We start from the raw sequence: 26,906 nt of genomic DNA on the forward strand, positions 1-26,906 counted from the left end.
CGGGGTGCCCGCAGCATCTCCGCACATCTTTATTGACATGGCAAAGTACAAATTTTTGGTTGTGTTCCAACTGTTGACAATCTCTGTAGTATATGGACAGAGCGGCACTTTCAATATGGCCATTTCATTGCCCTACCCGAGGAGCAATTTTGAACAATTCATTGTAATCGAAGATACGCTGATTGGCTATGGCACATGCTTCAACAACGACACCGAGTGGAAACAAGGGGTTTTTGTTGCCAAACTCGATTCGTCGGGCAATATCCTAAAACACAATTTCATATTAGACGCCCAGGGTGACCTGCTGGCCACAGATAAGGCTTGGGGAAATATAATACATACAGCAGATGGTGGCTATGCCGCAATTGCGGCGACAGTGGGCAGGAAAAGCGCATTTTTAATAAAACTGGACCATGAACTTCAAGTAGAATTCATCAAAGAATACCCCGATACGGTGAACCTGAGCAATTATTTTTACAAACTGCTCGAAACGCCGGGAGGCTATCTGCTTTACGGTTCTATCCAGCGTCCCGATTATTACGGTGATGGATTTATCCACTATGTGGATAAACTGGGGGAGACGATCTGGTTTAAGTATGTAGATCATACAGATTATTCCAATGGAGTAGTTTCATTACAAAGACTAAGCGATAGTCTTTATATTTATGGAATGGTAAATGGCGTTACTCCTTCAAGTTCCAATTCTTCCCTTCACTTAATAGATATTAACGGGGATATTCTTAAGTCTTGGATTACACCGCCCGAACCTGAAATAGGGTATTTGCGTAAAATAATACCACTCCCCAATGACGATATATTGATTTATGGATTAATGGTGGTCGAGACAATAAACAATAGCAAGCGGGTACAACCTACTTTGTCTAAATTGGATTCATCCTTTCAGACTAAATGGATCAGCCATTTCGGGCACATTGGAAGTTTAAACGCCTCTGTGATGCTTTGGGATTTCGCCCCTACCAGCGACGGCCACTACATTGGCGCGGGCGAAACATTAGTGAAAGAGGGCAATGACCCGACCCGCCGCGTAGGCTGGCTTTACAAATTCTCGACGGACGGCGACAGCATCTGGGAGCGGAAAATCAATGCGCCTTTTCTGCCGCTTTACTTTACCAACAGCGGCTTTTTTGCGGGGGTAGGCGTACTTAGCAGCGGCAACATCATTGCAGGCGGCTCTACCAATGAGGGCAACACACAATACTGCTGGTTGGTGAAAGTGACCAATGACGGGTGTCTTGATACGTTATTTTGTCAGCCAGTTTCGACTGTTGTCCAACCCGACAACAAACCTTTTCAGGTGGATATTTATCCTGTTCCCGCTTCCTCTTATTTCAATATCCAGTCTCCGGTAGAAATAAGACAAGTTACGGTTTTAGATGCTTGGGGAAAATTGGTTCTGAAGCGTCAAAACGTTGGAACGTTTGCAAGGATTGACTTGCCGACTTCTTTACCAACTGGGGTTTATTTCGTGGAAATACAAGATGAAGACGGAAATAGTATTCGCAAGAAGGTTTACATCAATAAATAGAACGTGTAGAACTATGCACTGCCAAACATAGCCCGTTAAGCGCGGCTACGTCGGCAGTGCTTCCGTTATGTCCAATTTAAAACAAATTTTTTCACCAAAAAGAGTAAATCATGAAAAAAGCATCTGATTTCAGTTTCTTGGGAAGGGCAAACGGTTTAATTTTTTTCACTGTATGCTACCTTATTTTACCCAATACTGGCCTTAGCCAGGTTCCAACAGTTGTCTTGAATGGCAACTCAATTACCGATTTCATACCACTTCATAGTGAGAAGTACGTTGAACCCAAACTCTTGCCAGAGGTAGACATTGCCGCTGTTCTGGCGGAAGACTTGGCAAATGGAGTTGAAATTCCACGGTTTGGCATAAAAATACCTACTTCAGTTTCAAAAAATGAAGGCGAAGCAGAGAACAACGGAGGTTTTATTATCTGGAAAAAATCGTTTACCGCTCCTGATGCAAAATCTTTAAATTTTGAGTTTACAGATTTAGAACTACCGGAGGGAGCTAAAATTTATGTTTATAATAGTATAGAAACAATGTATTCCGGCCCCATTGAGCGAAAACATGTGCATGAGGGAAAATATTCCACCGATGTAATAAGGGGCAATGAAGTAATAGTTGAGGCAGTCGTGCCGAAAGAAGCATATCCGTCATTTGCAGTCAATATTTCGAATGTAATTTACGGTTTTCAAGATATTGGCGGCTTTCAAGATAATACAGCAGAGGATAGAGCATATAATGATTCGGGGACATGCAATGTTGATGTTAACTGCCCTTCCGGTGCAGGCTGGGGAAATCAACGTGATGCAGTAGCAATGCTACTTCAAAACAATGTAGGGTTTTGTTCAGGCGCCTTGATAAATAATTCCTGCCAAGATTTTGATGCATTCCTTTTAACGGCTTTTCATTGTCTCCAAGGAGCATCAGGTTTTCTTAATTGGACTTTTAGGTTTAATTATAATAGCCCCAACCCGACAACGCCAGCATGTAGGGGTGCAGAGCCTACAACCTGGCTTACCTATTCAGGAGCAAACTTGCGTGCTTCATGGGCTACATCGGACTTTGCCCTTCTTGAATTAACAGGCTCGATTATTGGACAATCAACAACAGCCTTGGCAGGGTGGAATAGGGAAACAACAGCATCAACGAATGGAACATCGATTCATCATCCACATGGAGATGTAAAGAAAATATCAACATATAACACACCTGCAACAAGAGTTGATAATACCCCTTTAGTCCCGGGCGCACTTCATTGGCGTGTAACTTGGAATGAAGGTGTTACAGAACCAGGTTCTTCGGGCTCTCCATTGTTTGACCAAAACAGTAGAATTGTTGGGCAACTTAGTGGTGGGCCTTCTATTTGCGGTGGAGCAACATTACAAGACCTTTACGGCCGTTTTGATAATTCTTGGACAGGAGGAGGAACATCTACAACACGCCTAAGTGATTGGCTTGGAGCAAATGGGAATCCGCAGACTCTAAATGCCATTAGAGCCCCATTCATTAATGGGACAAGTCCGGTATGTACTTCTAATAAAACATTCTCTCTTACCAACCTTGATACAGGCAGAACCGTTACATGGGCAGTACTGCCTACCAATTTATTTGCAACCGGATCAGGGGCAGCCACATCCGGTTCAGGTACTACTGCAACTCTTCGAGCAGCCTCAAGTAATAGTTCAGGTTCCGCAACACTTTCGTTTACAATTGATCCGCTCTCTAATTGTAATGGTGCAATAGTTGTATCAATCCCGATATGGGTCGGTACGCCTAAAGCCACCCTTGAGGGAGATGATTATCTCTGTTTTAATTCCCCGGGGGTTGCGTCTCTTGATTTTGGATTGGGTACTACACCACTATTACAGGGAGCCTCTGTTTCTTGGTCGTTCGTTGGCCCACTTGGTCACCTTTATGGAGGCCCGGCAATTGCAAAATATAAATCATTAAGAACTGCCGGGTATGGATATATAACCGCATCGTTGACCAACTCCTGTGGCACAACACAACTTAGTTTTCCATACGAAGTTGCAGACTGTGGAGGCATTGGGAGAGGCCTATCAATTCAAACCTTCCCGAACCCGTCAAGAGGAACTACAACTATATCTGTTACAGAAGAGCCGGATGATAATAGCAGTCGCAGACCTGTTCAAGTTATTGAAGGCGAATATAAGATATACAATAAATTTGGCCGTCTTGCTATTAAAGGAAATTTAATTTCAAATGATCAGGAAATAGATACCTCTTTGCTAAGCCCGGATACATATATATTAGAAATTCAACGAGAAGGAGCCCGAGCAAGCACTAAATTAATGATAATAAAATAATTCTCAGGGTAGCTCAGCAAATGGGCTACCCTTTTTCATTTATATAAAAGCACGATTGTTATGAAATGCGGAATGCATGTATTTGTGATTTTTTTCTGTACAATTTCTATTTCATATTCTCAAAATATTTTTGATAACACTGAACTATCATTGGGCTACGCATTAAAAAGTCAGGACAGAAGGCTTTTTGAATTTCCTATGCAAACTGCAATACTTTACAATGAAGATAGTCGTATCGATTTTGAATATTCAATTTTATTGAATAAAATACTTTTTTATAACAAAAAGATAAATTTGTTATCCGGGCTTGGCTACTCCTTATCTCAAACAAATTTTAGCAGACCATTTGATCACACGTATTTTACAGGGTATATGTCTAAAGAGTTGCGTTATATTAAAAGATACCAACAACATAACATGATCTTTAATATCAACCCAAATATTGAAATCGTAAAACATAAAGATAAAAGTTTCTACATGAATGTTAACTCGTTAATTAAGTTTGCGATAAATAAAGACGTCGTTAGTGGAAGCCGTGAAATTTGGCATCATAATAAATGGAAGTTTGAAACAAGTGCTATCGAATTTAATATAGGCTTAGGTTATCAATATAAAAAAATTGGAATCAATTTAGCGTATAGAATCTTCAATATACAAAAAATTGACCCGGTCATATTCAATCAAATTCTATTTAATAGTCGAAATCCACCTTTTCTTGAAAAAAATTATGAGATAAGAAATGATAACAAATTTTGGCTTATTGTAACTTACCAAATAAGATAGAGGACATAACACCGGCTGTGCGAAAATGCCGCCTAAGCGGCGGCACATTCGCACAGCCAACCGCTAGCGGCAAACAGCATAAACCAATCGTAATCCGGCAGAAGAACACGCAGGCCGTGTAGGCCAAAAAGAAAAACGACATTGCTTCATCACACCGGAGACGAAAGTGTTTGGCCGTTTTGCCTCGCTAATCCTGTCGGGCATCCCCACTCCGGCAGGAAGCATAACGGGGTCATATCAAACACTTTCAAGAATGAAAAAGTTAATCATCATTCTGCTGTTTTGCAGCGCCATCACCTCGGGCCTTTATGCCCAGTGCGACGTGGGCATCCAAGTCCAGGCGAACCGTTTCGACATCAACGTCAAAACCCCGCAGGCCAGCTCCACCTATTCCTGGGCCACAGACAGCGGCCAGAGCGGCGGCGGCACGTCTTTTTCCATCCCGCGCAGCGCCGGCGCGCTCACGATTTTCCGCGACGGGGCGCCGGCGTCGAGAATCCCGTTTGAGGCCGAAAGCGAGTGCATGCAGGAAATCGGCGGGTTCCCGGGCACCTCGAACACCACGGGCAACGTCCGCTTCGGCTTCATGCTGGAGCAACGGGCCGGCGGCCGCTTCCTAAACGCCACCGTGTCGCACAACAACGCCCCCGCGCCCGGCCCCGACCCCTTCGGCGCTTACTACACGGTGGACTGTCGCAGGGTGGGCATCGGCTTCCGCTGCGACCCGGGCGCGTCCCTGGCGAGCAACGTGGACATCTTCGACAACAACGTCGGCATCAAGGTCGCCGGCGGCGACGGCATCCTGCTCGAAGGCCCGAACCCGGGCGCGGGGAACGTCAAGGTCAGGAACAACAGCGTCTCCCTGCACCACACCGGCGGCCGAAGCGGCATCCACCTCCTCAATTTCCGGGGCGCCGAGGTGAAAGAGGGCAACGCCGTCACCGTCAAGAACTTCTTTCACACCAAGGGCGTCTGGCTGGAAGCGTCGGCGAACAACACGCTCGACGCCAACACGGTGACCTACAACCAGCAGCCCACCTGGTCGGTCAGCGGCGTACAACTCGACAACAGCCCCGCCAACGCCGTGACCAACAACCACATCCACAACACCGGCGCGGCCCTGCTCTTCAACGGCGACTGCAGCGCGAAAAACCAGATACGCTGCAACCATTTTCACAACTCCCTGTACGGGATACACTACACCGATATGGCCCGCACGGGCAACCAGGAAAACACCAGCAACCGCTGGGAAAGCGCGGGCTACAACCCCGGCGGCGGGCTTACCGGAGCGCGGCACGACAGCCCGGACAAGGACTTTGTCCAACTGTCGCAGTACCAGACCCTTCAGGGCACGTCCACCCAATACCCCCGCACCTTCGAACTACAGCCGGGCATATTGCCGAGCGATTGGTTTACGCTGGGTGCCGACGCCCCTTGCGGGCCGACCCCGCCACAAATTATCAGCGAGGGCGAGGAAATGGCCGCAGGCACGGGCATCGCCACCGGTAACGACTTTGAGGACGGCTACAACTGGGTCAGCCGCCGACTGCTCTACCGCAAGTTGCGGGAAAACCCCGCTTTGGCGTCCTCCAGTACTGTGATACAGGATTTTTACCAGAATGCGCCCGGCACGAACGTCGGGGCTTACGACCACGTGGACGAGCGGCTGATGACGGCGGCACCCCTTTCTGCCGTCGCGGAGCAACAATTGTTGACGTACCAGACTGCCGCCGCCAACGCCGCCGCAATCATGGCTGTCAAGGAGGATGCCATCTGGAACGGCAGCCCTACGGCAGCCGAACTGCAAATATTGCTGGGCGAGTTTGCCACAGCGGCCGGCGATTACGCAGCGGCCAACGCCCAAATCAACGCCCTGCTCGCCAACTGGCGCAGCGGCCTGAGCGCAGAAATTGACGGCGCGGGCACAGAGAACGCCGGCCTCAACAGCGTCGAGACCTGGGAGAGCCGGGAAAAGACCCTCAACGCCCTGTGGCTCGGCAAAGTCCGCAACGGCCAGTGGCTAACGGGCGCAGACCTTGCCTACATCCGCGAAACGGCGGAGATGTGCCCCTGGGACGGTGGTTTCGGGGTATATAAGGCCCGGATGCTTTGGAACAGGCTGAGCGACGAAACGCTCACCCCTTCCGATTGTGCAGGCGCCTACCGCGAAGGCCCGAAACAGGCGAAGGCCGCCGGCTTCCGGCTCTACCCCAACCCCGCCCAGGAGCAGGTGGCGCTGGAACTGCCCGCAGAATGGACGCGCGACGGCGCGGCGCAGTACCGGCTTTACAACGCCCTCGGCTCGCTGGCCCACAGCGGCACGGCAGCGAAAGGCGCCGAGACGATGCTCGTTCCGCTCGCAGGACTGCCCGACGGACTGTACGTCTGCCAGGTGCTGCGCGACGGGAAGGTGCTCGGAACGGCCAAACTGTCCATCTTGAAAAATTAAACCACTTCTGTCCATGCCCCGCGCGCCGCACAGCGCGCGGGGCTTTTTATCCATCTGATATGAAAAAATGGCTCCTTTTGCTCCCGCTGACCCTGATAGGGGGCATAGATGCGCGCGCCCAACAGCACGACCGCTTTTGGATTACGGGATATTCATTGAACGGCTTGCCGCCTTACCTGTCCAACGTTATTGACTTTGTCTCCTCCCCGCCGACGGTCACGGCCACTGTCATCCCGATCGAAACCGTTGGCGCCACCTGCGCCATGAGCGACGCGGGGGGCAACCTGCTCTTCTACACCAACGGCGGGCAGGTGCGCAACAAGAATCACCAACTCATCGAAAATGGCGACAGTTTGAACGTTTCTCCGGGTGAGTACCCCGGCCTAAACGGTACGCAGGCTGCATACCCACTGACAAGCACGCTGCTAATTTTGCCCGGCACGCACAACAAGGACTGGTACCACATCATCCACCTCACCCATGTGTGGTGCGGACCCGCGCTGCCGGGTATCTGTAAGCGCCCGCTTTTGCATACGCTCGTGGATATGTCGGCAAACAATGGCGCGGGGAAAGTGGTGTTCAAAAACAAAATACTCTACGACACTTGGGCCATGGACAAGCCCATCGCTGTCAAACACGCAAACGGAAGAGATTGGTGGATTATGATGTCCGACCACCTTACCGACCTGCACCACACTCTGCTGTTTAACGATATGGGCGTAATAGATTCTTTTACACAAGTCGCCGGCTACAAGCCCGACCCGGCCGTCAAGCGGGACGCCGGTGGGAACAACGTCTTCTCCCCCGACGGCAGCGTGTATGTGGACTCCGACTCCCGCAACGGCCACCGCATCTTCGACTTCGACCGCTGCACGGGCCGGTTGAGCAACTTTCGCTGGATACAGTTGCCCGCGCAGCAGCCCTTTGGCGGGGCGGCCATATCGCCCAACTCCCGCTTCCTGTACATCACCGCCAGCGTGTGGGCCATGCAGTACGACCTATGGGAGACCGACGTGGCGGCATCGGTGGATACGGTGGCCGTGTGGGACGGGTTTTGCTCACCTTGTCCAAGCGCAAACACTACTTTTGGCGAATGCCAGTTGGGCATGAACGGGAAAATTTATGTCATTCCAAACAATAGCGTTTACCATATCAATTATATCGAATCCCCGGATGTAAAAGGTGTCGGCTGCAATTTCGTGCAGCATGGCTTTGAACTGCCCAATCTATTTGTCCTTGCCACTCCCGTCCACCCCAACTACCGCCTCGGCGCGCTGGCCGGCTCGCCCTGCGACACCCTCACGGTCAGCGCCAATGAGGCGACAAAGCCGCATGAGGGCTTGCGCCTCTACCCCAGTCCGGCGCAAGAGCGGGCGGTGCTGGAACTGCCCGAAACGTGGACGCGCCACGGAGCGGCGGAGTACCGGCTCTACAACACGATTGGCGCGCTGGCGCGCGGCGGTACGGTAGCAGAAGGCACTAAAACGGTGTTCGTTCCGCTCGCAGGCCTGCCCGGAGGGCTATATGTCTGCCAGGTATGGCGCGACGGACGGGTGCTTGGCGCCTCTAAATTATCCATAGTCAGGTAGTTGCAGGGTTTACGGGCTTCTATTTTTCAAAAAGTGCACAAAGCAGACTAATAAATAATGCCACTAACTTTGCATGGCCGCCGATAGCCGCTAAGCGCGGCTACCGCGTCCATGCCACCGAAGGCGGGTTTGTGTGGCGGGGCCGGGCATTTTTGATTAAGTCGCCATAGTCATTTTTTGAAAAACCGTCTTGAAAATGGCAAAAGCCACTTCGACAATCAAGGATTGACAAAATGCCTTTGTGTGACCCATTTTTCAAAACTTGACTGCCACCAACTACGCATAACCGACTATTGCTCCTAAAAAGTCACAACAGCGTTTATGCTGCCGAAAACGCATCAAAATCGTTATAAGGACCCTTATATCACCCTTTTATTGCGATGTCATTCCTTTCCACCGATTCGAACCGATTCGGGATTGGGAAGAGGAATAGTCGCCCTAAGAAAGGAAACAAAGCGCATTCTTTGGATAAATTTTTGATACGTTCGCTACAGGGGAGAGAACCGTCGAGATATGAGAAATGCGTATCAGAATTTGTAATCCAAGTACCACTGAAAGTGTTCCTCAATAAGCGCATTCTTTTCTGCTCGCAGGTATTGAAGAAAAGCAGCGGCCACAGGCGATAGTTTTTTTTCTTTCAGCCAGACCAAGCGCCAATTGGTCACGATGGGCAGCCCCTGCGAGGGAATGACGTGCAGTACACCTGCCTGCAATTCGTTTTTGATGCCAATGAGCGGGATGATGGAGTAGCCAATGCCCGCGACGACGGCCTGCTTGACCGCTTCATTGGAGGTCAATTCGATTTGTTTGCGACCTGTCACCTCGTTGAAGTAGCGGTCCATGGAAACCCGCGTGGCCGAACCAGCCTCCCGAAATATGAGCGGCGCATCGGGGTTGTACTGAGGAGTGTTCCCCACCAAGTATAGTTTGTTTTCCAGCAGTTGTTCCTCGTTGATGTCAATGCCCAAGGGCAGCACGGAGACAAGTGCAAAATCTATCTCGTTTTTTGTCAAACTGTTGATGACACGCTGTTTGTTCGTCACGTCCAGCACCAAATCTATGTCCGGGTGCCGCGCCAAAAAATTGCTTAGGAAATAAGGCATGACATACTTGCCAGTGCTCGCCGACGAAATTTTGAGTTTCCCAGTCAGCAGCCCTTGATACGATTTGGTGCGGTAGTTTATGGCCTCGGCTTCCTGTAGCACGTTGTCGGCCACCTCCGCGATAGCCCGCCCATAGTCTGTCACAAACAGCTTTTTGCCTACTATCTCCGTCAGCGGTATGTCGAACTGCTGCTGGAAATTCCGCAACTGTATCGAAACGGCAGGCTGCGTCATGTGCAGCGACTCGGCGGCGCGGGTCACGCTTTCGTGTTTCACGACCTCTACGAAAACTTGGAGTTGGCGGAGGGTGTAGTTCATGACAAAATGGGAAAACGCCGCTGTGGTGCGACGCATTTCGTTGGCAAAATTAGGGCGATACAATTGAAGTTTTCAAATTTTAATAAAAATAACTTATCAAAATAATTGAAAACATAAATAAATACTTATCCAACGATGCCCATACCTTTGCCTCAACATCATTCAAATTTGAGTAACTATGCAAAAAATAACTTTCGCAAAAGGCGACGGCATCGGCCCTGAAATCATGGATGCCACCTTGAAAATCCTGAACGCCGCTGGTGCCCGCATCGAGTGGGAAGAGATTGAAGTAGGGGAAAAAGTGTATCTCTCCGGCAACACCAGCGGAATCAGTGCCGACGCTTGGGACAGCCTGCGCCGCAACCGGGTGTTCTTGAAAGCCCCCATCACCACCCCACAAGGCTCAGGCTACAAGAGCTTGAACGTGACCATGCGCAAAACCCTCGGTTTGTATGCCAACGTCCGTCCTTGCAAGAGCTTCTACCCGTTTGTGCGCACCAAGCACCCGCAGCTGGACGTGGTCATTATCCGCGAAAATGAAGAAGACCTCTACGCGGGCATCGAGCACCAGCAGACTGACGAAGTGGTGCAGTGCCTGAAAATCATCACCCGACCCGGCTGCGAAAAAATCGTTCGATACGCCTTTGAATACGCCCGCCTATACAAGCGCAAAAAAGTGAGCTGCTTGGTCAAAGACAACATCATGAAGCTGACCGACGGACTTTTCCACCGCGTCTTTAAGGAAATCGCCGCCGAATATCCCGATGTGGAGTCCGACAGCTGGATTGTGGACATCGGCGCGGCCCGACTGTCCGACACGCCCGAAATTTTCGACGTGGTGGTGACTCCCAACCTGTATGGCGACGTGATTTCCGACATCACCGCCCAAATAAGCGGCTCGGTGGGCTTGGCTGGCTCGGCCAATATCGGAGAATCCTGCGCCATGTTCGAGGCCGTTCATGGCTCGGCGCCGACCATCGCGGGGCAAAACGTGGCCAACCCATCCGGCCTGCTTCGCGCCGCCTGCATGATGCTCAACCATATCGGCCAGCCCGATGTGGCAGAGCGTGTGCTGAACGCTTGGTCGTGCACCATTGAAGAGGGCATCCACACCCCAGACATCTACACCGAGGGCATCAGCCGCGTCAAGGTGGGTACCCAAGAATTTGCCGATGCCATCATCGAGCGTCTGGGGCAAAAGCCGAAACAACTGCAATCTTCCGAGTTCGCTCGCGGCGTGAAACTGAACGTGGGTGCCTACCACCGCCGCCAACCGGCACAGAAAGTACTCAAAGGAGTGGACATCTTCGTGGACTGGAAGGGCCAAAACCCAGAGGAATTGGCCGAGAAAATGCGGAAGCTGGACAACGAAATAAAATTGACCATGATTACCAACAGGGGGGTCAAGGTTTGGCCCAACGGTTTTTCCGAGACCTTCTGCACCGACCACTGGCGCTGCCGCTTCGAGGTGGAGAACGGGCATCCTGCGGATAAAAGGAACATACCCGCCATGTTGAGCGAAGCCATCGCCGAAGGGCTTGATGTCATCAAAACAGAAAACTTGTACGAGTTCGACGGCGTAAAAGGCTTCTCGCTCGGACAGGGACAATAAACACAGGGCAAACACAGCCATCCATAGACAGACAAAGTATCTAATCATGAAAACGAGGCTTTCTCCCGAGCGTTCTGATGGCCTTGCACAACAGTTTATCGGCCCTGCCATCGCGTGTTTGGCCATCGTATTGTGCGCTTACCAGAACTTCCCCATTAGGGCTGAATTACTGAGTGCCAGTTTTATCTTTCTGTTCCTCTCCGTGATTTCCAATCGCCCAAAATCATCAACGGCCGCTTTGGGCAGACGCAAGACCGCGTCTCGCGCCTATCATCATAGCATCTCCGACGCGGCAGGTTAAGAGTGACGTGTTTCGATAGGCGTTCCCTCGTCGTATTACCGCTCGGGGGAACGCCTTCTTTTTCGGCCGACAAGCTTGCGTCACAACTGCGCATTGTTTCTTTCTTTGCAACCAACGAAACAATGTATCGCATGAAAAACATTTGCCTTGCTGCTTTCACTTCCTTACTCGCTGCTCAAACTGCTTCCGCTCAAGCTCCCGTCATCGCTGCCGCCAACCCATCATCCAACACGGTGGAACAATGGGACAAATTCGAGGTGCAACTCGAGGTGAGCGCCATCTGGTCGAACCCTTACGACTACGACGAAATCCGAGTGGTTTGTACCTTCTCCGCTCCCGACGGCCAACTCCATGTCGTGGAAGGTTTTTTTATGCAGCATTACCAACTCAATGCGTCCAATGGCACGCTAACACCTGTTGGGAGCGGGGCTTTCAGGGTTCGTTTCTCGCCCAACAAAGTCGGGACTTGGCAATATGCGCTTTCCTGCACCAATACCTCGGGGACAGGTACTTTCCCCACGCAGTCGTTTCAATGCGTGGCACCCACGGGATTGCACAACAAAGGTTTTCTGCGAGCAGACCAAAGCAACTACCTGCATTTCGACGATGCGACACCCTATATCGCCATTGGGGAAAACATCGCCTGGCAACAAAACAACACAGTCCTTGACTATCAAAAATGGCTCGAAAAACTATCCGACAACGGTGGCAACTTTTTCCGCCTCTGGCAATGCCATTGGGGGCTGGGGTTGGAGTGGAAAAACGGCATGGCAGGTTATCAGGGGCTTCGCCGTTATCATCAGGCCAACGCTTTTTACACGGATTGGCTGCTCGATTTTTGCGCCCAACGCGGTATCTACCTGCTATACTGCTTGCAACATCACGGGCAGGTGTCCACGCAGGTGAACCCCAACTGGAACGAAAACCCCTACAACGCAAGCAACGGCGGCCCATGCCAACAGACATGGGATTTCTTCACCAACACACTGGCAAAAAACCACGCTAAAAACCGCTACCGTTATGTGCTTGCTCGTTGGGGATATTCGAGGAACATCCTCGCATGGGAGCTCTTCAATGAGGTGGACTGGACCGACCAGTTCGCCCAAAAAAAAGCCGATGTGGCCGACTGGCATTTGGAAATGGCTGCGTTTTTGAAAAACAAGGATGTGTCACGGCATCTGATTTCCACGAGCTTCGCCGAGGAACACTTCGACCCGCAAGTGTGGAATCAACCCGACATTGATTTCACTCAAACCCACCACTATGTGAACACGCCCAACATTGAACGGGTCTTGAGCAGCAGTGTCCGCAAATATCTCCAAGCGTTTGGCAAACCCACTTTGACCGGCGAATTTGGCCTCACCACCACCGGAGCCAACCTCTCTGATGCCGACCCGGACGGCATCCATGTGCACAATGCGCTGTGGGGAGCCCTGTTTGGGGGCGGCATGGGCACGGCCATGACGTGGTGGTGGGACAGTTACATCGAGCCTCAAAATCTCTATTATCACTTCGCGCCCATATCGGTCGTGGTGCCTAACATCCCTTTCCGCGATGCCAAGCTCGCCCCCGCCCCGTCCAAAGTATCAGGGGTGCCTGCCGACCTCTTGCTCACGCCCACGCTGAGCGGTTGGGGCGTTTTAGCCGACACCTCGTTCAGCATCGTAGATGGGCAAATCGAACCCGCCGCTTCGTTGGCAACCTTTCTGTACGGCAGCCAGTGGAACACACAGTATCGCCGTCCGCCCGTGTTTTATGTCAATTATCCCGCGAGTGGTCAATTTAGGGTAAAAACCGGCGGGCAAAGCGGCCAATCTCCCAAAATCGCTATTTGGCTTGACGGCGTGAAAGTGTTTGAGCAAAATGCTTCCATCCAGCAGACATATACTATAAATGTGTCTGCTGGTGCCCACACCATCAAAGTGGACAACACAGGGACGGATTGGATTCAGATAGAGGGATATGAACTCAGCGGTCTTGGTTCAGCCGTAGATGCATACATCATCAAGTCGGACAATGATGACAAGGTGGCAGGCTGGGTGCTAAACAACCGCTACAACCATGCTTATTTAAAAGCCAGCGGAACGCCCCCTCCCGCCTCCGGGGCGCTGCTAAATGTGCAAAACGTGCAAAATGGCACCTACCACGTCAAATACTACAACTGCCTTAGCGGTGTCCTGCACGCATTCGAAGAGGTGACAGTGCTCAACGGCTCGCTCGAACTCACCCTTCCTGAGACGCTCTGGGATTGGGTTTTCGTGGTGGACAATCAACCCCTCCGCTTGGCCGAATCGCCTCAACACTTGGACTTCGGCGTGTACCCCAACCCCGCCACCACCGGCCCCGTGACGCTTTCGCTCCCCGCAGCAGACATGGGAAGCGTCAGCGTCAGCTTACTTGACATGGCTGGCCGGACAGTGAGCAACTGGAGCATAGAACATCTTTCCGAAGGGCAGCCACAGGTTCATCTGGGCGCAAATTTGTCGTCGGGCGTATATTGGCTCAAAATGGAAAGCAACGGGAAAGTGGGCGTGAAGGCATTGGTGGTGCAACGAACTTGAAGTGTTCTACAGGCAAAAATATTCTGTCGCGCATGACGAACTGACAAATCTCGGCGATTCTCGCCTTGTCGGGCTCTGAGGTGTCATCCCGGAAGAATGGAGGGGGTGACATCTCAAAAACAGGTTGAGGTGTCACCTTTTTCGTTCCTCAAAAGAAAAAGATGACACCTCTTACAAACCGAGAATAGATGGATAAATCTCGGCGAATCAAGCCATAACTTTGCGACATGAAAGAATTGTTGCCCAGCAATTTGGAAGAACAGAACTATGTGGAGCTTCGCTCCGAGGAAGTTCAAGAAATACTCGGCACGCCCCCCCATTGGTTGGTGCGTTGGGGCACCGCCATCGTGTTGGTGGGCTTCACCCTGATGGTCTGCGCCGCGTGGTTCATCCGCTACCCCGACGTGGTAGAAGGAAAAGTGGTCATCACGACCGCAGTGCCGCCAGTCTATGTGACAGCCCAAACCAACGGGCAGGTATTGGAAGTCTTGGTACAAGACAAAATGACGGTGCGGGAAAACGACTTGCTGGCAGTGCTGAGAAGCACCGCCAACCACAAACACGTCCTTGACCTCGAAATGGCAGTAGATGCTTGGCAACGCTCCAACATAGACTCGCTCAAATCGGTGTCGCCCCCACGCAATCTCGTGCTCGGCGACGTTCAGGCCGACTACGCCGACTTTGTGCAGCAACTGGAGAACTTCCAATTAGGCAAAAGCAGCAAGACCTCCGCCGTCAGCTCCAACATCGGCTCCATTCAGCAACAAATCAGACAATTGGAACAAAGCATCGCTTATGAAGAGCGAGGCCTTAAACGAATCAGCGACCAACTCAGAATCGCCGAGGATTTGTACGAAAAACAAAAGGAACTCTACGAGCAAGGCATCACCTCGCGGGTTGACTTTGAGAAAGAACGCATCAAACTTGCCGATTTGGAGCGCCAACGCGACGTTTATGAAGACAACATACTGCGCAAACGAAGCGAAATCATCAATCTCAAAAAAGGCATCACCGACGAATCGCTCAGTCAAGCCGAAAACACATCCAGCACTACATCCCGTTTGCTCGGCAGCCTCAACACCCTTCGCAGCAGCATCAACAAGTGGAAGCAAACCTATCTGCTCACCGCCCCCATCGCAGGCCGCGTCTCCATCAATACCTCCATCGAAAAAAAATACTTGAAGGAAGGCGAACAAGTGCTGACCATCGTGCCGCCACAAAGCCGAGCCATCGTGGGACGGGTGCTCCTGCCAGTGGAGTCCAGCGGCAAGGTGAGGCCAGAGCAGCGCGTCATCACGAAATTGGACAACTACCCTCATCGAGAATATGGGGCGCTCAAGGGCTTCGTCGTGGACAAGTCGCTCGTCCCGAAAGACGGGTACTACACCATAATTATATCGGTGCCCACCAACGCCGAAAACAACCTCGTCACCACTACCGGCAAGGATATTCCGTTTGAACAGCAGATGCAGGGCAAGGTCGAGATTATCACCGACGAGAAAGGATTCATCGCCCGCATCACTGAGCAGATTTTCAATGTAAGATGATATAACCTGCACAAATTCAGCCGAAATCACACATTCCCGCCATCGAAAAATCGGCTGTTTCACCGACTTCAAAAAGGGTTTGATTTATTTTGGACAACGTTAACAGCGCAACTGTTTTTGGGCAAAATGTCTGCGCCTACTTTTGTCCCAACAATTCCGACGACTAACTCTATTCTTCATCAAAAACGGTATTTTCCGATGAAAAAAGTACTATCCATTCTCGCTTTCGTTCTGGTTGGCGCTTTCGCCGCAACTGCTCAATCTTCCGGCGCTGTCATGACTTTCGAGAGCACCACCGTTGACTACGGGACGATTGACAAAGGCGCTGAGCCCATTCGCAAGTTCAAGTTCACCAACACTGGCAACGAGCCGCTCATTATCAAATCGGCCAAAGGTTCATGCGGTTGCACCGTTCCTACCTACCCGAAAGAACCCATCATGCCCGGCGAAAGCAACGTCATCGAAGTGCGCTACGACACTCAGCGCGTAGGCCCGTTCACAAAGACGGTGACGCTCACTACCAACGAAGCAAAAGACACCCACACCCTCACCATCAAAGGTGATGTGAAAGGCGCTCCCACGCAAGAAAGCGTGCCAGCCAGCGCGGGTGGCATCAAAGGATAAATTTGACTGATTGATTTTTGGTTTGACGATACGAAGCTTGGCCGGTGCAATACTGGCCAAGCTTTTTTATTTCCCAAAAATATTTTCACAATGCCGTGCAACCAATTCAGCCCCACGTTTGTCTATGCAACAACTGTTTTTCGTCGGATAATAAGTTGCGTTCAAAGAAATTCTGTTACTTTCGTCCCATCTAAAAATGGAAGGCCATGAAGCAAAATTCTCTACCAAAATCACTTATACTTGCAGCCGCGGTTTTTAGTCTTACTGCCTTCGTTTTTGTCAACGTGCACGCCAACCTCACCATACCCGGTGAGGTGTGCAAACAGACGAGAACCGAACAACCGCAGCAGGTAAAAGAATGTGACGATGCTGATTCCCAAGAATTAAAGCTGCCAAACGTTACCGTATTGGGTCGTCTGCTTGGACTGGCACAAAAACTCATCCCGATTGCAATTTGAACTATTGCCGAATCAACCATATAAGCAACGTGAGTCATCCCGAAGGTTCGGTGATGACTCACGTTTTTTTACACCCAAACCGATTTTTCGAGTGATACCGACTCCTTCCATCGCGCCCGCCCCTTGGGATTTGCGTGGCGACGGCTACATGCTGTTTTACAAGTTCAGTCCCGAATGGGTGACTCGTCATGGCTTTGTGCCGCCGGCGCTCAACACCTCTTTTGATGGTTTTTTTGGCGCGTTGATGCTGGTCAACTACACCTCGTCGCCGGTGGGGCCTTACCGAGAACTGCTTTTTATCCCGGGAAAATTTCGCACGCCTCAGGGACGGCGGCAAAGCATCACCCGAATCGTGGTGGACTCGGAAGCAAGCACCCTTAGCGGCCGAGCCAATTGGGGCATCCCAAAGCACACCCATCCCTTCCGTGTCGAAAAAAACGGCACCACCGAACACATTGAGGTACTCGATGAGCATGGCGCTCCCGGTTTCGCCATCACGTTACGCGCCGGAGGCCCACACTTTCCCGTCACGACGGCATTTATCCCCATTCACCTGTATCAAATTTGGGAAGGCCGCGTTTTTTTGAGCACCCCCAAAGGAAGCGGCAAGGGTCAATTGGCGACACTATTGGATTTGCATATAAACCCTGCGTTTTTCCCCGATGTCAGCTCGGCCAAGCCATTGTTAGCCCTAAAAGTGAGCAACTTTAAGATGAAGTTTCCGAGCGCGAGCACGATTTGAATTGGATTTTTGCGTGAGGGGAAAGTATGTTTGCATCGTCGTTCAATGGAACCCGACAACATCTTTTTCACTTAAATAGAGCAAAAATGAACGTGACAATCAAGTTCTCCCTTCTTCTTTTCGCTGGCTTGTTGATGACCTCTTGCGTGAGCAAGAAAAAATTCACCAGCTTGCAATCCGAACTGGATGCTGCTAATAAAGACCTTGCCAAATGCGGACAAAGCCTTAGCGACTACCTGAACCGCCTATCTGCTTGCGACCAAGACAGGGAAAGGCTTCGGACAGAACTGCGCAACGCCCAAGGCACCGTGCAGCTGCGCGAGGAGCAGATGAAAGACCTGAGGGAGCAACTCGCGGACTTGAGAGCGCAACGCGACAAACAAATCACCCAAGTAGAAGGATTGACTACCCTTTCTCAATCGGCTACTGCCAACATCAGAGAGACACTGGCACAATTGGAACAAAAAGACAAGTACATCCACATGCTCCAAATGGCCAAAACACGCGCCGACTCAATCAACCTCGCCCTGGCCGTCAATCTGAAAAGTGTGTTGAGCGAAGGTCTCGACGACAAAGACATCGAGGTAAAAGTGGATAAAACCGTTGTTTTTGTCAACCTCTCTGACAAAATGCTCTTCCAAAGCGGCAGCGCCAACCTGACACCCAGAGCACAAGAAGTATTGGGCAAAATCGCCCAAATCGTCGAGTCTAGACCCGAAGTGGAAGTCATGGTGGAAGGATATACCGACAACGTGCCCATCAAAAATGCGTGCATGGACGACAACTGGGACTTGAGCGTGAAAAGAGCCACCTCGGTCGTGCGTGTGCTGCAAAACAATTTCAAAATAAACCCCAACAGGTTGATTGCAGCGGGCAGAGGCGAATACAACGCCCTCGCCAGCAATGCCACCGCCGAGGGCCGGGCCACCAATCGCCGCACTCGCATCATCATTCTGCCAAAGCTCGACCAGTTCTATGACTTGTTGAACCCGAACAACGTTCCGAAATAATCGGCGGCTGCAAAAGCGTCGCCTATGTTTTCTCGTCGAAAAAACTTGGCGCACCAACCCCGCCCTCGACACATTTCAGGCGGTGATTTGAAATCACCGCCTGAATAAGAAGTTGAATATCAAACGCCAAGAAATTTCAATCCCTCATTCGCGTTCCTCACTAAAAAAACAACAGCAATGAGTTTCTTCACACGACTTAGCAATGGCTGGCAACTGGCCCAAGTTAGTTTTGCGACCATCAACAAGAACAAGTCGCTCCTCCTTTTCCCCGTCTTTTCGTCCGTCTCGCTCATTCTTGTGTTGGCCACCTTTTTTGGCGGCACTTTCTTCTTCGTGGGCGAAGACGTGGAGCGTTTGCTCAACGATGAGCAGTATGGCGGCTTGCTGGGCTATGGCCTCATCTTCCTCTACTATCTAATCAACTTTTTCATCATCGTATTCTTCAACGCGGCCTTGATTCACTGCGCCATCAAAGTACTCGACGGCGAAGAGACCAGCGTGGAAGAGGGATTGTCGTTTGCGTTTTCCAAAATCGGAAAAATTTTCTCGTGGTCCGTATTCGCCGCGACGGTTGGCACTTTGTTGCAGGCGCTGCAAAATGCGGGGAAAGTCGGTGAAATTGTCGCTGCCATTGTCGGGATAGCATGGTCAATCATGACCTTTTTCGTCGTGCCTATCCTCATCTATGAGGACAGGGGCGTGATGGACGCAGTGAGGCAATCCGGCCGCCTGATGAAACAGAAATGGGGCGAGTCTTTGGCAGGCAACGTCAGTTTCGGGCTGTTCCACCTGTTGGGCGTGTTCGTTGCGATGGTGCTGTTCTTCCTGCTGAGCTCGGTCAACGTATTATTAGGCTTGGTCGTTGCGGTGTTGGCCATTTTGCTGGTAAGCACCATCGTCACGGCGGCTCGCACGGTGTTTGTCGCAGCCGTGTACAACCGCGTCACCGGCAAGCCAGTTGGCGAATTCAACGGCGATTTGTTGGATAGTGCTTTTGTCAAAAGATAAACGATGCCCCCACTCGTTGCTCCCTTGCCACCTGACCACGATGCCGAAGTGGCGGAATTGGCCGCGTTTTTTAATGAAACACTGGGCTTTTGCCCCAACAGCGTGCTGACCATGCAGCGGCGCCCAGCTATCGCCAAGGCATTTATCCATCTGAACAAAGCAGTGATGGAAAATCACGCTCGCGTCAGCAGCGCGCTCAAGCGACTTGTCGGCTTTGTGGCCAGCCAGACGGCGGGATGCCAATACTGTCAGGCACACACCGTCCGGGCAGCCGAACGATATGGCGCGGAGGGGGACAAATTGATGCACATTTGTCGCTATCAAACGCACCCAGCTTTTTCAGAAGCGGAACGTGCCGCGCTGGATTTTGCCGCAGCCGCCGCAACCGTACCCAACGCTGTGGACGATACCGTTGTCGAAAACTTGCGCCGCCATTGGGACGACGGCGAAATAGTGGAAATACTTGGTGTCGTCGCCCTGTTCGGCTACCTGAACCGCTGGAACGACAGCATGGGCACACCGTTGGAGTGGCCAGCGCACGAGAGCGGGGAAAAGTTCCTGGCAAAAGAAGGCTGGACAGGCGGAAAACACACAGGTTATGATTGATGCCTGTCAATCAGTTGGTCAGTTCGGAAAACGAACCTTATTTCTAAAAACTTAGGCAGCCCCAAGCGCATAAGACTCGGTTGACAGGCTTAGAGGTTTTTGACGGGATTTACAGGATAGATGAAGTGGCTTCGCCGCCAAAAATCCTGTAAATCCTGTCAAAAATTCAATGTCTGCTGTCCTGTCTAAGTTTTTTACCCTTATTTTTTATCAGACAAAAAAGTGGTGTCGGTCGGCAGTATCGGGACTTGATAGCCTCCCATTTCTATCCGCACACGGGGGAATCTCGCTGTCAGGAACGCGGTGTCGCCCGGTATCACTTTTGTTTGATAAAGAAACAATTGCCGCAAGTTCGGCAATCGGCTCAAGACGCTTACCCCCTCCGCGGTGACAGGAGTGCCGACCAAATTCAGGTAAGCCAACCGATTCAAATTTTGCAAATGGGCCAGCGACGAGTCCGCGATGTTCGTATGGTCAAGATGTAGCCTCGTGAGATTTTCGCAAGCGGAAACAACCACGAGCAAACTATCGTGCAAGGTCAAGCCTGACAAGTTGAGCCAAGCGATGTTCTCCCTCAGCGCATAAAGCGCTTGCAACAAATCGGGCGTAATCTGCTCCACATTCACAAAATTCACTGACACAAAAGGCTGTTCTTTACCTGTTGGCAACACCGCCGCATCCATCATTTGCAGCAGTTTCACAGCCTCCCAAGAGGGTTGCGACACCGTGGCGTTGGGAATATCTCTAAATGCGGCAACGCCCCCCTCTCCCGCCTCCATACCACCACCTCCCGTGCTCCAATACCCTTCCCCATGCGTCATCACGATGCCCCAATGCCCGGCAATCAAAATGCCCGGAAGCAGCAACAACATGACATAGTGATATGCCGCACGCCACGCACTTGACCTAAGCCAATATGCTGACAAAGAAACGATTGCCACCCCTATTCCCGCCCATTGATGGCGAACGAGCAAACCCTCTTCATATTCGCCACGCAGCGACAACAACCAACCCGTAAGGCAAGCAATCACCGCAGCCAATGCCCCCAACAGCAGCGTGACCGGCGCTGCGGGTCGCAGTGCCTGCCAGCGTCGGCTCCGGCGACCCATCCACTCGAACAACACGGCCAACAGCAATATGCCAATCGGCAAATGCACCAGCAAAGGGTGGAAACGACCAATGACTTGGCTCAGCTCGTTCATCGGCGGCTGTATCGTTTGCGCAAAAGACGCATGATATGGACGTTGATATCCCATTGGTCGGCCACAGGCTGTCTTGTGTAAGGCAGCGTAGGCATATAGGTCGGAGGGCCAAACTCGGTCAGGATGGTCAGCGGCAGCCCCGCGTTAGCCTTCGTTTCCACGATTTTATCCCACCAAGCGAGGTGCGCGTTCAAGGCATTTTCCCATTCGGGCGCACGCGGGTCGCTGACTTGGGGGCCTTCCGCATGGCCGATACGCGCATGGATGTGGTCGGTGCGCGACAATGCCAGCGCCACCGCATCTGCTTGGTCGCCCAGCAGCGACTCATGCACGTTGCACCAATGCGAGATGTCGAGTGTGAGGCGCAAATCAGGTATTTCTTCCAAAAAACGCCGAGTGACGTGTGCCGCAAAGCACAAGCGCCCGCGATGGGTCTCGTGGTAAATGGGAATGTTTGATTCGTAACGGAATTTCGCAGTAAGCGCAAAAAAGAGCTTAGCCTGCTCGAAGGTGAAATAGTCGCGCCCCGAATGACAATTGACATACAAAGGCCCCATGGCCAATGCGTTGCGGAGTTGATGCTCCAATTGCGAAAGGTGCTTTTCGACATTCGCATCCGAGCCGCCACACAACAAGCCCAATGACAGGCCATGTTTTTGCAGCGCCTCCAGCAGCGCCGCGCGGCTTTTCTCTTCGCCAGGCACCCACACCTCCACCCCGTCGTAGCCAGCCTCCTTCACTTTCGCAGCAAAGACCTCCCAAGTGCCCGAAAAACCCCAGTTAGTGGCCATCACTTGCAGGGAAAAATCAGGAGGGAGCGCAAAAGAGGCGACTCCCCAAGTCGGCAGGAGCCAAAGGCCGCTGCCAGCCCATGTCGTATGCTCGATGAATTGGCGACGTTTCATGGTATATGCTCTATTATTTCGCGGATATTTGGATACACGACAGGCCCGCTTGCCAACCAACTTTTGGGTTCTACCCAGCCTATTTGCTCAATATCCTCCTCTGTTTGAGGGACAAGATGTGAGTCGGAGGTTTTCATGCGAAACCACCATGTTTTTTTCAAAATACGCACGCCTTTCAAGGTGTAGGTGTGGTAGGTATGCGCGATGAAATCACCGAGCTCGAGACGCACCAACCCCGTTTCTTCCTGCACCTCCCGAATGGCCGCCTGCGCGGGAGTCTCCCCATCGTCAATTTTTCCTTTGGGCAAATCCCATGAGCCGCGCCGATAGAATACCAACAACTCGCCGCGAGGGTTTTGAACGTATCCGCCCGCTGCTTCGAGCACCACGAAACACGCCTGAAAATCCGCCCACAACGCCTCCACATTTTCATGGCAAATGACCACCGCACGCACCTCCCGGTTTTTATCCAGCAAATCGAGGTACTGCTTCAACATCTTTTTTTTGCCCAAATAAGGCGCTATGTACGTTGTTTTGTCGGGTTTGAAGCCCAAAGCAGCGGCACCTTCGGGAGTTGCCAGAAAAATGGGCGTTCCGTTATGGTAGATTTTATAGTTTTGCGCCATCCCTTTCAAGAGTTTTTTGCCACAAATGTAATTGAAAAGGTTTCAGAGCCTACCACACACAGCCCTGAGCCACCGAAAACCCGACACCTTTACAAATGCAAGCTGAAGTCGCCCGTAATTTACTCGAAATCAAAGCGGTGAAACTCAACCCGCGCGACCCGTTCACATGGGCATCGGGGCTGCTTTCGCCTATTTATTGCGACAATCGGGTGGCGCTTTCGCACCCCGGCGTTCGCACCTACCTCAAAAAGTGCTTAGCCGAAAAATCATCTTCCTTCGGCGACTTCGACGTGGTGGCAGGCGTGGCGACCGCTGGCATCCCTCATGGCGCGCTCTTGGCCGATGTGCTCAACAAACCATTCATCTATGTGCGCGGCAGCGCCAAGGAACACGGTCGGCGCAATCAAATAGAGGGAGAATTGCATCCGGGCCAATCCGTGCTGGTCATAGAAGACCTCATCAGCACGGGCGGAAGCTCGCTTTTGGCGGTGGATGCCTTGCGCGAAGCAGGCGCGGAAGTGGTGGGGGTATTGGCTATTTTCCAATACGGCTTTGAAAAGGCACATACCGCGTTTGCCGAAAAGCAACTCAAATTTCAGACACTTACCAATTACGATGCCCTCGTGAAAGAAGCTGCCCAGATGGGCTACGTCTCTCCCAAGGATTTGGATATTTTAAAACAATGGCGCGAAAACCCTGATGGTTGGGGTGCCCTTTACGCATAGACAATGCAAGTCATCACACCTAATTCTGAAAAATTCCTTCGGCAATACCTTAACAATGCCAGTCCAACCGGCCACGAGCAGTCGGGGCAAAAATTGTGGCTAGAATACCTTAAACCTTACATTGACGATTGGAAACTGGACAATTATGGCACTGCCTACGGCATCATCAACCCCGGACAGCCGTACAAAGTCGTGATTGAGGGTCACGCAGATGAAATCTCTTGGTTTGTCAATTACATCACGGACGACGGCTTTATCCATGTGATTCGAAATGGCGGCAGCGATTTTCTCATCGCGCCCTCCATGCGCGTGTGGATTCACCTACGCAAAGGAGGCAAGATTGGCGGTGTGTTTGGCTGGCCCGCGCTCCACACCCGCACCGACAAGGATGCCAATCTCGCGCCCGCTCTTGACAACATCACCATAGATGTAGGCGCGAAAGACAAAGACGAAGTATTGAAAATGGGCATCCATGTGGGTTGTGTGGTCACGTTTCAAGACGAATTCACCATATTGAATGACCGATACTATGTGGGCAGGGCCTTGGACAATCGCATCGGGGGATTTTGTATCGCGGAGGTAGCGCGGTTGTTGAAAGAGCATCAGATTCAGTTGCCCTACACGCTCTATGTGGTCAATTCCGTGCAAGAAGAAGTCGGATTACGCGGGGCCGAGATGGTGACCGAATCCATTCAACCCAACGTGGCCATCGTCACCGATGTGACGCACGACACGCAAACCCCGATGATAAACAAGAAAAAACACGGCGACGTGCGCTGTGGCAACGGCCCCAGCGTCACCTATGCCCCGGCAGTCCATCAAAAACTCATTGACCTCATCATAGACACGGCGGAGGCAAAGGAAATTCCATTTCAGCGCGAGGCCGCCAGCCGGGTCACCGGCACCGATACCGATGCCTTCGCCTACTCCAATGGCGGCGTGCCTTCGGCGCTCATCTCCTTGCCCTTGCGTTATATGCACACCACCGTGGAAATGGCGCACAAGGATGATGTCGGCAACCTGATTCGATTGATTTTTGAATCGCTGCAAAAAATCGAGAGGGGGCAGGATTTCCGTTATTTCTCAACCATTTAAAACTATGGAATACGCCGCCTGTCAAGTTGCCATCGCCCCGCTTCGCGCCCAGCCCTCCGACAAGAGCGAGATGGTGTCGCAGTTGCTGTTTGGAGAGACGGTAGAGGTGCACGAATCCAAAGACAACTGGCGGCACGTCACCTGCGCATGGGACGGCTTCACCGGCTGGGTTGATGCCAAGCAACTCAAACGCCTCACGCCCAGCGAATACGACGACTACGCCGCAAATCAGGCCATCAACCTGTCCCTCGTGGAGGGCCTTATGGCTGCCGACCATTTCATCCCGCTGACGATGGGGGCCGTGTTGCCGCGCTACGACGGGCTTCGATGCGCCCTGGGCGAGCAAACATTCCAGTTTTCAGGCCCCGTCGTCACACCCGGCCAACGACAACACGGCACCGAATGGGTGGTCAAGGTGGCCCGGCGCTACCTCCATGCTCCCTATTTGTGGGGCGGGCGCTCGCCTTTCGGCATTGATGGCTCCGGCCTGACACAGATGGTCTTCAAAATCGCGGGCGTGCGCCTGCTGCGCGATGCCGCGCAGCAAGTGACGCAAGGCCGCCCCGTTGATTTCATGGAGCAATGCCAATCAGGCGACCTCGCTTTTTTCGACAACGGCAAAGGACACATCAACCATGTCGGCATCATCCTGCCCGACTGCCACGTCATTCACGCCTCCGGCAAGGTGCGTGTGGACAAACTCGACCACTTCGGCATTTTCAACCGCGAACTGAACCGCTACACACACCAGCTTCGCATCGTGAAGCGCCTGCTGCCCGACGAGCCGGATGCCCTCGTTGCCGAAAACGAGGAGGATGCCAGAGCCGATGAATTGGCAGGACAGGGGGCGTTGTTCGGATAAGCCACTTGATAAATCTTGGCAAATCAAGGCATAACTTTGCCCCAAAATTCTTCGATTTGCCCACTTCCACCCTCCTCAAACTTGCAAAGCTGCATGGCCGTCCCGAAATCTTTTTTTCCATTCAGGGCGAAGGAAAAAGCATCGGCACGCCATCCGTCTTTGTGCGCACTTCGCTTTGCAACCTGCATTGTGTCTGGTGCGATACGGACTACACATGGAACTGGACGGGAACCCCCTTTCGCCACCTCAACGATGCCAAACCCGGTTATCAAAAATTTGACAAAAAAAAGTGGATTGCCGAGTGCGAGATAGATGCCGTGGCGGCGTCGGTAGCCGCTATTCCTTGCAAAAATGTGATATTGACGGGCGGGGAGCCTATGTTGCAGCAATCCGCCCTGACAACACTAATGTCGGCACTTAGACAACAATCGCCAGACTATCGGTTCGAGATAGAGACCAACGGAACCCTCGCGCCGCTCCCCGAATTTGACGCGGCCATAGACCAGTACAACGTGTCGCCAAAGCTGGAGAACAGCGGCAATCCACGCCGTTTGCGCGAAAAGCCAAAAGCCTGCCATTTTTTTGCCACCTCGCCAAAAGCCAATTTCAAATTCGTGTTGGCCGAAAAAGACGACCTCGACGAGGTGTTGTCCTTGATTTTCAGGTACGACATTCCACCGGACAAAGTATGGCTCATGCCAGAAGGCACCACCGCGCAAGCCTTGTCAAAACGCCGCAAATGGCTCGTGGAAATCTGCAAAACACACGGCTTTCGCTATTCCGACCGGTTGCACGTCCAGATTTGGGGAGCCAAAAAAGGCGTTTGAAAAAGGTTTTTCAAAAGCATCCCCCCAACCCCCTTTTATCTGTTGGAACAGTTGAGTACGTTTGCAAGGGAAAAAACAAA

General features: G+C 51.8%; 24 protein-coding genes. 19 read left to right on the forward strand and 5 right to left on the reverse strand.

Annotated elements, in window-relative coordinates:
• Positions 1-37: 37 nt before the first annotated feature.
• The 3 genes from KIS77_05880 to KIS77_05890 all read left to right on the forward strand — a co-directional run bounded on the left by KIS77_05880 (position 38) and on the right by KIS77_05890 (position 4,656).
• Positions 38-1,546 (forward strand): T9SS type A sorting domain-containing protein, encoded by a 1,509-nt coding sequence (locus KIS77_05880; GenBank protein ID MCW5921854.1) that lies wholly within the window; start codon positions 38-40, stop codon positions 1,544-1,546.
• 110 nt (positions 1,547-1,656) lie between these two features.
• Complete coding sequence (locus KIS77_05885; GenBank protein MCW5921855.1) at positions 1,657-3,873, forward strand: trypsin-like peptidase domain-containing protein; 2,217 nt, start codon at positions 1,657-1,659, stop codon at positions 3,871-3,873.
• A gap of 60 nt (positions 3,874-3,933) precedes the next feature.
• Complete coding sequence (locus KIS77_05890; protein ID MCW5921856.1) at positions 3,934-4,656, forward strand: hypothetical protein; 723 nt, start codon at positions 3,934-3,936, stop codon at positions 4,654-4,656.
• A gap of 387 nt (positions 4,657-5,043) precedes the next feature.
• Here the strand turns inward: KIS77_05890 and KIS77_05895 are convergent, their stop codons facing one another.
• Complete coding sequence (locus KIS77_05895; protein ID MCW5921857.1) at positions 5,044-5,244, reverse strand: hypothetical protein; 201 nt, start codon at positions 5,242-5,244, stop codon at positions 5,044-5,046.
• Between the two features lie 40 nt (positions 5,245-5,284).
• On the opposite strand from KIS77_05895, the gene KIS77_05900 reads away from it, so the two are divergent.
• Both KIS77_05900 and KIS77_05905 read left to right on the forward strand, forming a co-directional pair.
• Positions 5,285-7,105 (forward strand): right-handed parallel beta-helix repeat-containing protein, encoded by a 1,821-nt coding sequence (locus tag KIS77_05900; GenBank protein ID MCW5921858.1) that lies wholly within the window; start codon positions 5,285-5,287, stop codon positions 7,103-7,105.
• Positions 7,106-7,164: 59 nt separating this feature from the next.
• Positions 7,165-8,694 carry a hypothetical protein gene (locus tag KIS77_05905; protein MCW5921859.1) on the forward strand — a complete coding sequence of 510 codons (1,530 nt, stop codon included), beginning with the start codon at positions 7,165-7,167 and terminating at the stop codon, positions 8,692-8,694.
• Between the two features lie 527 nt (positions 8,695-9,221).
• Here the strand turns inward: KIS77_05905 and KIS77_05910 are convergent.
• A complete protein-coding gene (locus tag KIS77_05910; GenBank protein MCW5921860.1) occupies positions 9,222-10,115 on the reverse strand; it encodes a LysR family transcriptional regulator in 894 nt (297 codons plus the stop codon).
• Between the two features lie 178 nt (positions 10,116-10,293).
• Between KIS77_05910 and KIS77_05915 the strand changes: the two genes are divergently transcribed.
• The 10 genes from KIS77_05915 to KIS77_05960 all read left to right on the forward strand — a co-directional run bounded on the left by KIS77_05915 (position 10,294) and on the right by KIS77_05960 (position 20,584).
• On the forward strand, positions 10,294-11,727 hold the full coding sequence (locus KIS77_05915; GenBank protein ID MCW5921861.1) for an NADP-dependent isocitrate dehydrogenase: 1,434 nt from the start codon (positions 10,294-10,296) through the stop codon (positions 11,725-11,727).
• Between the two features lie 46 nt (positions 11,728-11,773).
• A complete protein-coding gene (locus tag KIS77_05920) occupies positions 11,774-12,028 on the forward strand; it encodes a hypothetical protein (GenBank protein ID MCW5921862.1) in 255 nt (84 codons plus the stop codon).
• A gap of 131 nt (positions 12,029-12,159) precedes the next feature.
• Positions 12,160-14,589 carry a DUF5060 domain-containing protein gene (locus KIS77_05925; protein MCW5921863.1) on the forward strand — a complete coding sequence of 810 codons (2,430 nt, stop codon included), beginning with the start codon at positions 12,160-12,162 and terminating at the stop codon, positions 14,587-14,589.
• A 227-nt stretch (positions 14,590-14,816) separates the two neighbouring features.
• Complete coding sequence (locus KIS77_05930) at positions 14,817-16,136, forward strand: HlyD family efflux transporter periplasmic adaptor subunit (protein MCW5921864.1); 1,320 nt, start codon at positions 14,817-14,819, stop codon at positions 16,134-16,136.
• A 198-nt stretch (positions 16,137-16,334) separates the two neighbouring features.
• Positions 16,335-16,760, forward strand: coding sequence for a DUF1573 domain-containing protein (locus KIS77_05935; protein ID MCW5921865.1), 426 nt, complete (start codon positions 16,335-16,337; stop codon positions 16,758-16,760).
• Between the two features lie 206 nt (positions 16,761-16,966).
• Positions 16,967-17,218, forward strand: a complete 252-nt coding sequence (locus KIS77_05940; GenBank protein MCW5921866.1) for a hypothetical protein — start codon at positions 16,967-16,969, stop codon at positions 17,216-17,218.
• A gap of 91 nt (positions 17,219-17,309) precedes the next feature.
• The gene (locus KIS77_05945) at positions 17,310-17,960 is read left to right on the forward strand and encodes an acetoacetate decarboxylase family protein (protein MCW5921867.1); all 651 of its coding nucleotides are present in this window, start codon (positions 17,310-17,312) and stop codon (positions 17,958-17,960) included.
• An 86-nt stretch (positions 17,961-18,046) separates the two neighbouring features.
• A complete protein-coding gene (locus KIS77_05950; GenBank protein MCW5921868.1) occupies positions 18,047-18,970 on the forward strand; it encodes an OmpA family protein in 924 nt (307 codons plus the stop codon).
• A gap of 177 nt (positions 18,971-19,147) precedes the next feature.
• Positions 19,148-19,978, forward strand: a complete 831-nt coding sequence (locus KIS77_05955; protein ID MCW5921869.1) for a hypothetical protein — start codon at positions 19,148-19,150, stop codon at positions 19,976-19,978.
• A 3-nt stretch (positions 19,979-19,981) separates the two neighbouring features.
• Positions 19,982-20,584: a carboxymuconolactone decarboxylase family protein gene (locus tag KIS77_05960; GenBank protein ID MCW5921870.1), complete on the forward strand. Its 603-nt coding sequence runs from the start codon at positions 19,982-19,984 to the stop codon at positions 20,582-20,584.
• A gap of 200 nt (positions 20,585-20,784) precedes the next feature.
• Here KIS77_05960 and KIS77_05965 read toward each other — a convergent pair whose 3' ends face one another.
• From KIS77_05965 to KIS77_05975, 3 genes are read right to left on the reverse strand one after another with little or no spacing between them, the layout of a single operon-like run.
• Positions 20,785-21,786 (reverse strand): hypothetical protein, encoded by a 1,002-nt coding sequence (locus tag KIS77_05965; GenBank protein MCW5921871.1) that lies wholly within the window; start codon positions 21,784-21,786, stop codon positions 20,785-20,787.
• The gene (locus tag KIS77_05970; protein MCW5921872.1) at positions 21,783-22,691 is read right to left on the reverse strand and encodes a sugar phosphate isomerase/epimerase; all 909 of its coding nucleotides are present in this window, start codon (positions 22,689-22,691) and stop codon (positions 21,783-21,785) included. Before KIS77_05970 ends, KIS77_05965 begins: the two co-directional genes overlap by 4 nt.
• On the reverse strand, positions 22,688-23,317 hold the full coding sequence (locus KIS77_05975) for an NUDIX domain-containing protein (GenBank protein MCW5921873.1): 630 nt from the start codon (positions 23,315-23,317) through the stop codon (positions 22,688-22,690). Before KIS77_05975 ends, KIS77_05970 begins: the two co-directional genes overlap by 4 nt.
• A 95-nt stretch (positions 23,318-23,412) precedes the next feature.
• On the opposite strand from KIS77_05975, the gene KIS77_05980 reads away from it, so the two are divergent.
• The 4 genes from KIS77_05980 to KIS77_05995 are packed head-to-tail and all read left to right on the forward strand — an operon-like array spanning position 23,413 to position 26,826.
• The gene (locus KIS77_05980; protein ID MCW5921874.1) at positions 23,413-24,042 is read left to right on the forward strand and encodes an orotate phosphoribosyltransferase; all 630 of its coding nucleotides are present in this window, start codon (positions 23,413-23,415) and stop codon (positions 24,040-24,042) included.
• Between the two features lie 3 nt (positions 24,043-24,045).
• Positions 24,046-25,137, forward strand: a complete 1,092-nt coding sequence (locus KIS77_05985; GenBank protein MCW5921875.1) for a M42 family metallopeptidase — start codon at positions 24,046-24,048, stop codon at positions 25,135-25,137.
• Between the two features lie 4 nt (positions 25,138-25,141).
• Entirely contained in the window at positions 25,142-25,999 is an 858-nt protein-coding gene (locus KIS77_05990; protein ID MCW5921876.1) for a C40 family peptidase, read from the forward strand.
• 56 nt (positions 26,000-26,055) lie between these two features.
• A complete protein-coding gene (locus KIS77_05995) occupies positions 26,056-26,826 on the forward strand; it encodes a 7-carboxy-7-deazaguanine synthase QueE (protein ID MCW5921877.1) in 771 nt (256 codons plus the stop codon).
• The last annotated feature ends 80 nt before the right edge of the window (positions 26,827-26,906 follow it).

The sequence above is a fragment of the Saprospiraceae bacterium genome (assembly GCA_026129545.1).
Classification (GTDB): Bacteria; Bacteroidota; Bacteroidia; order Chitinophagales; family Saprospiraceae; genus M3007.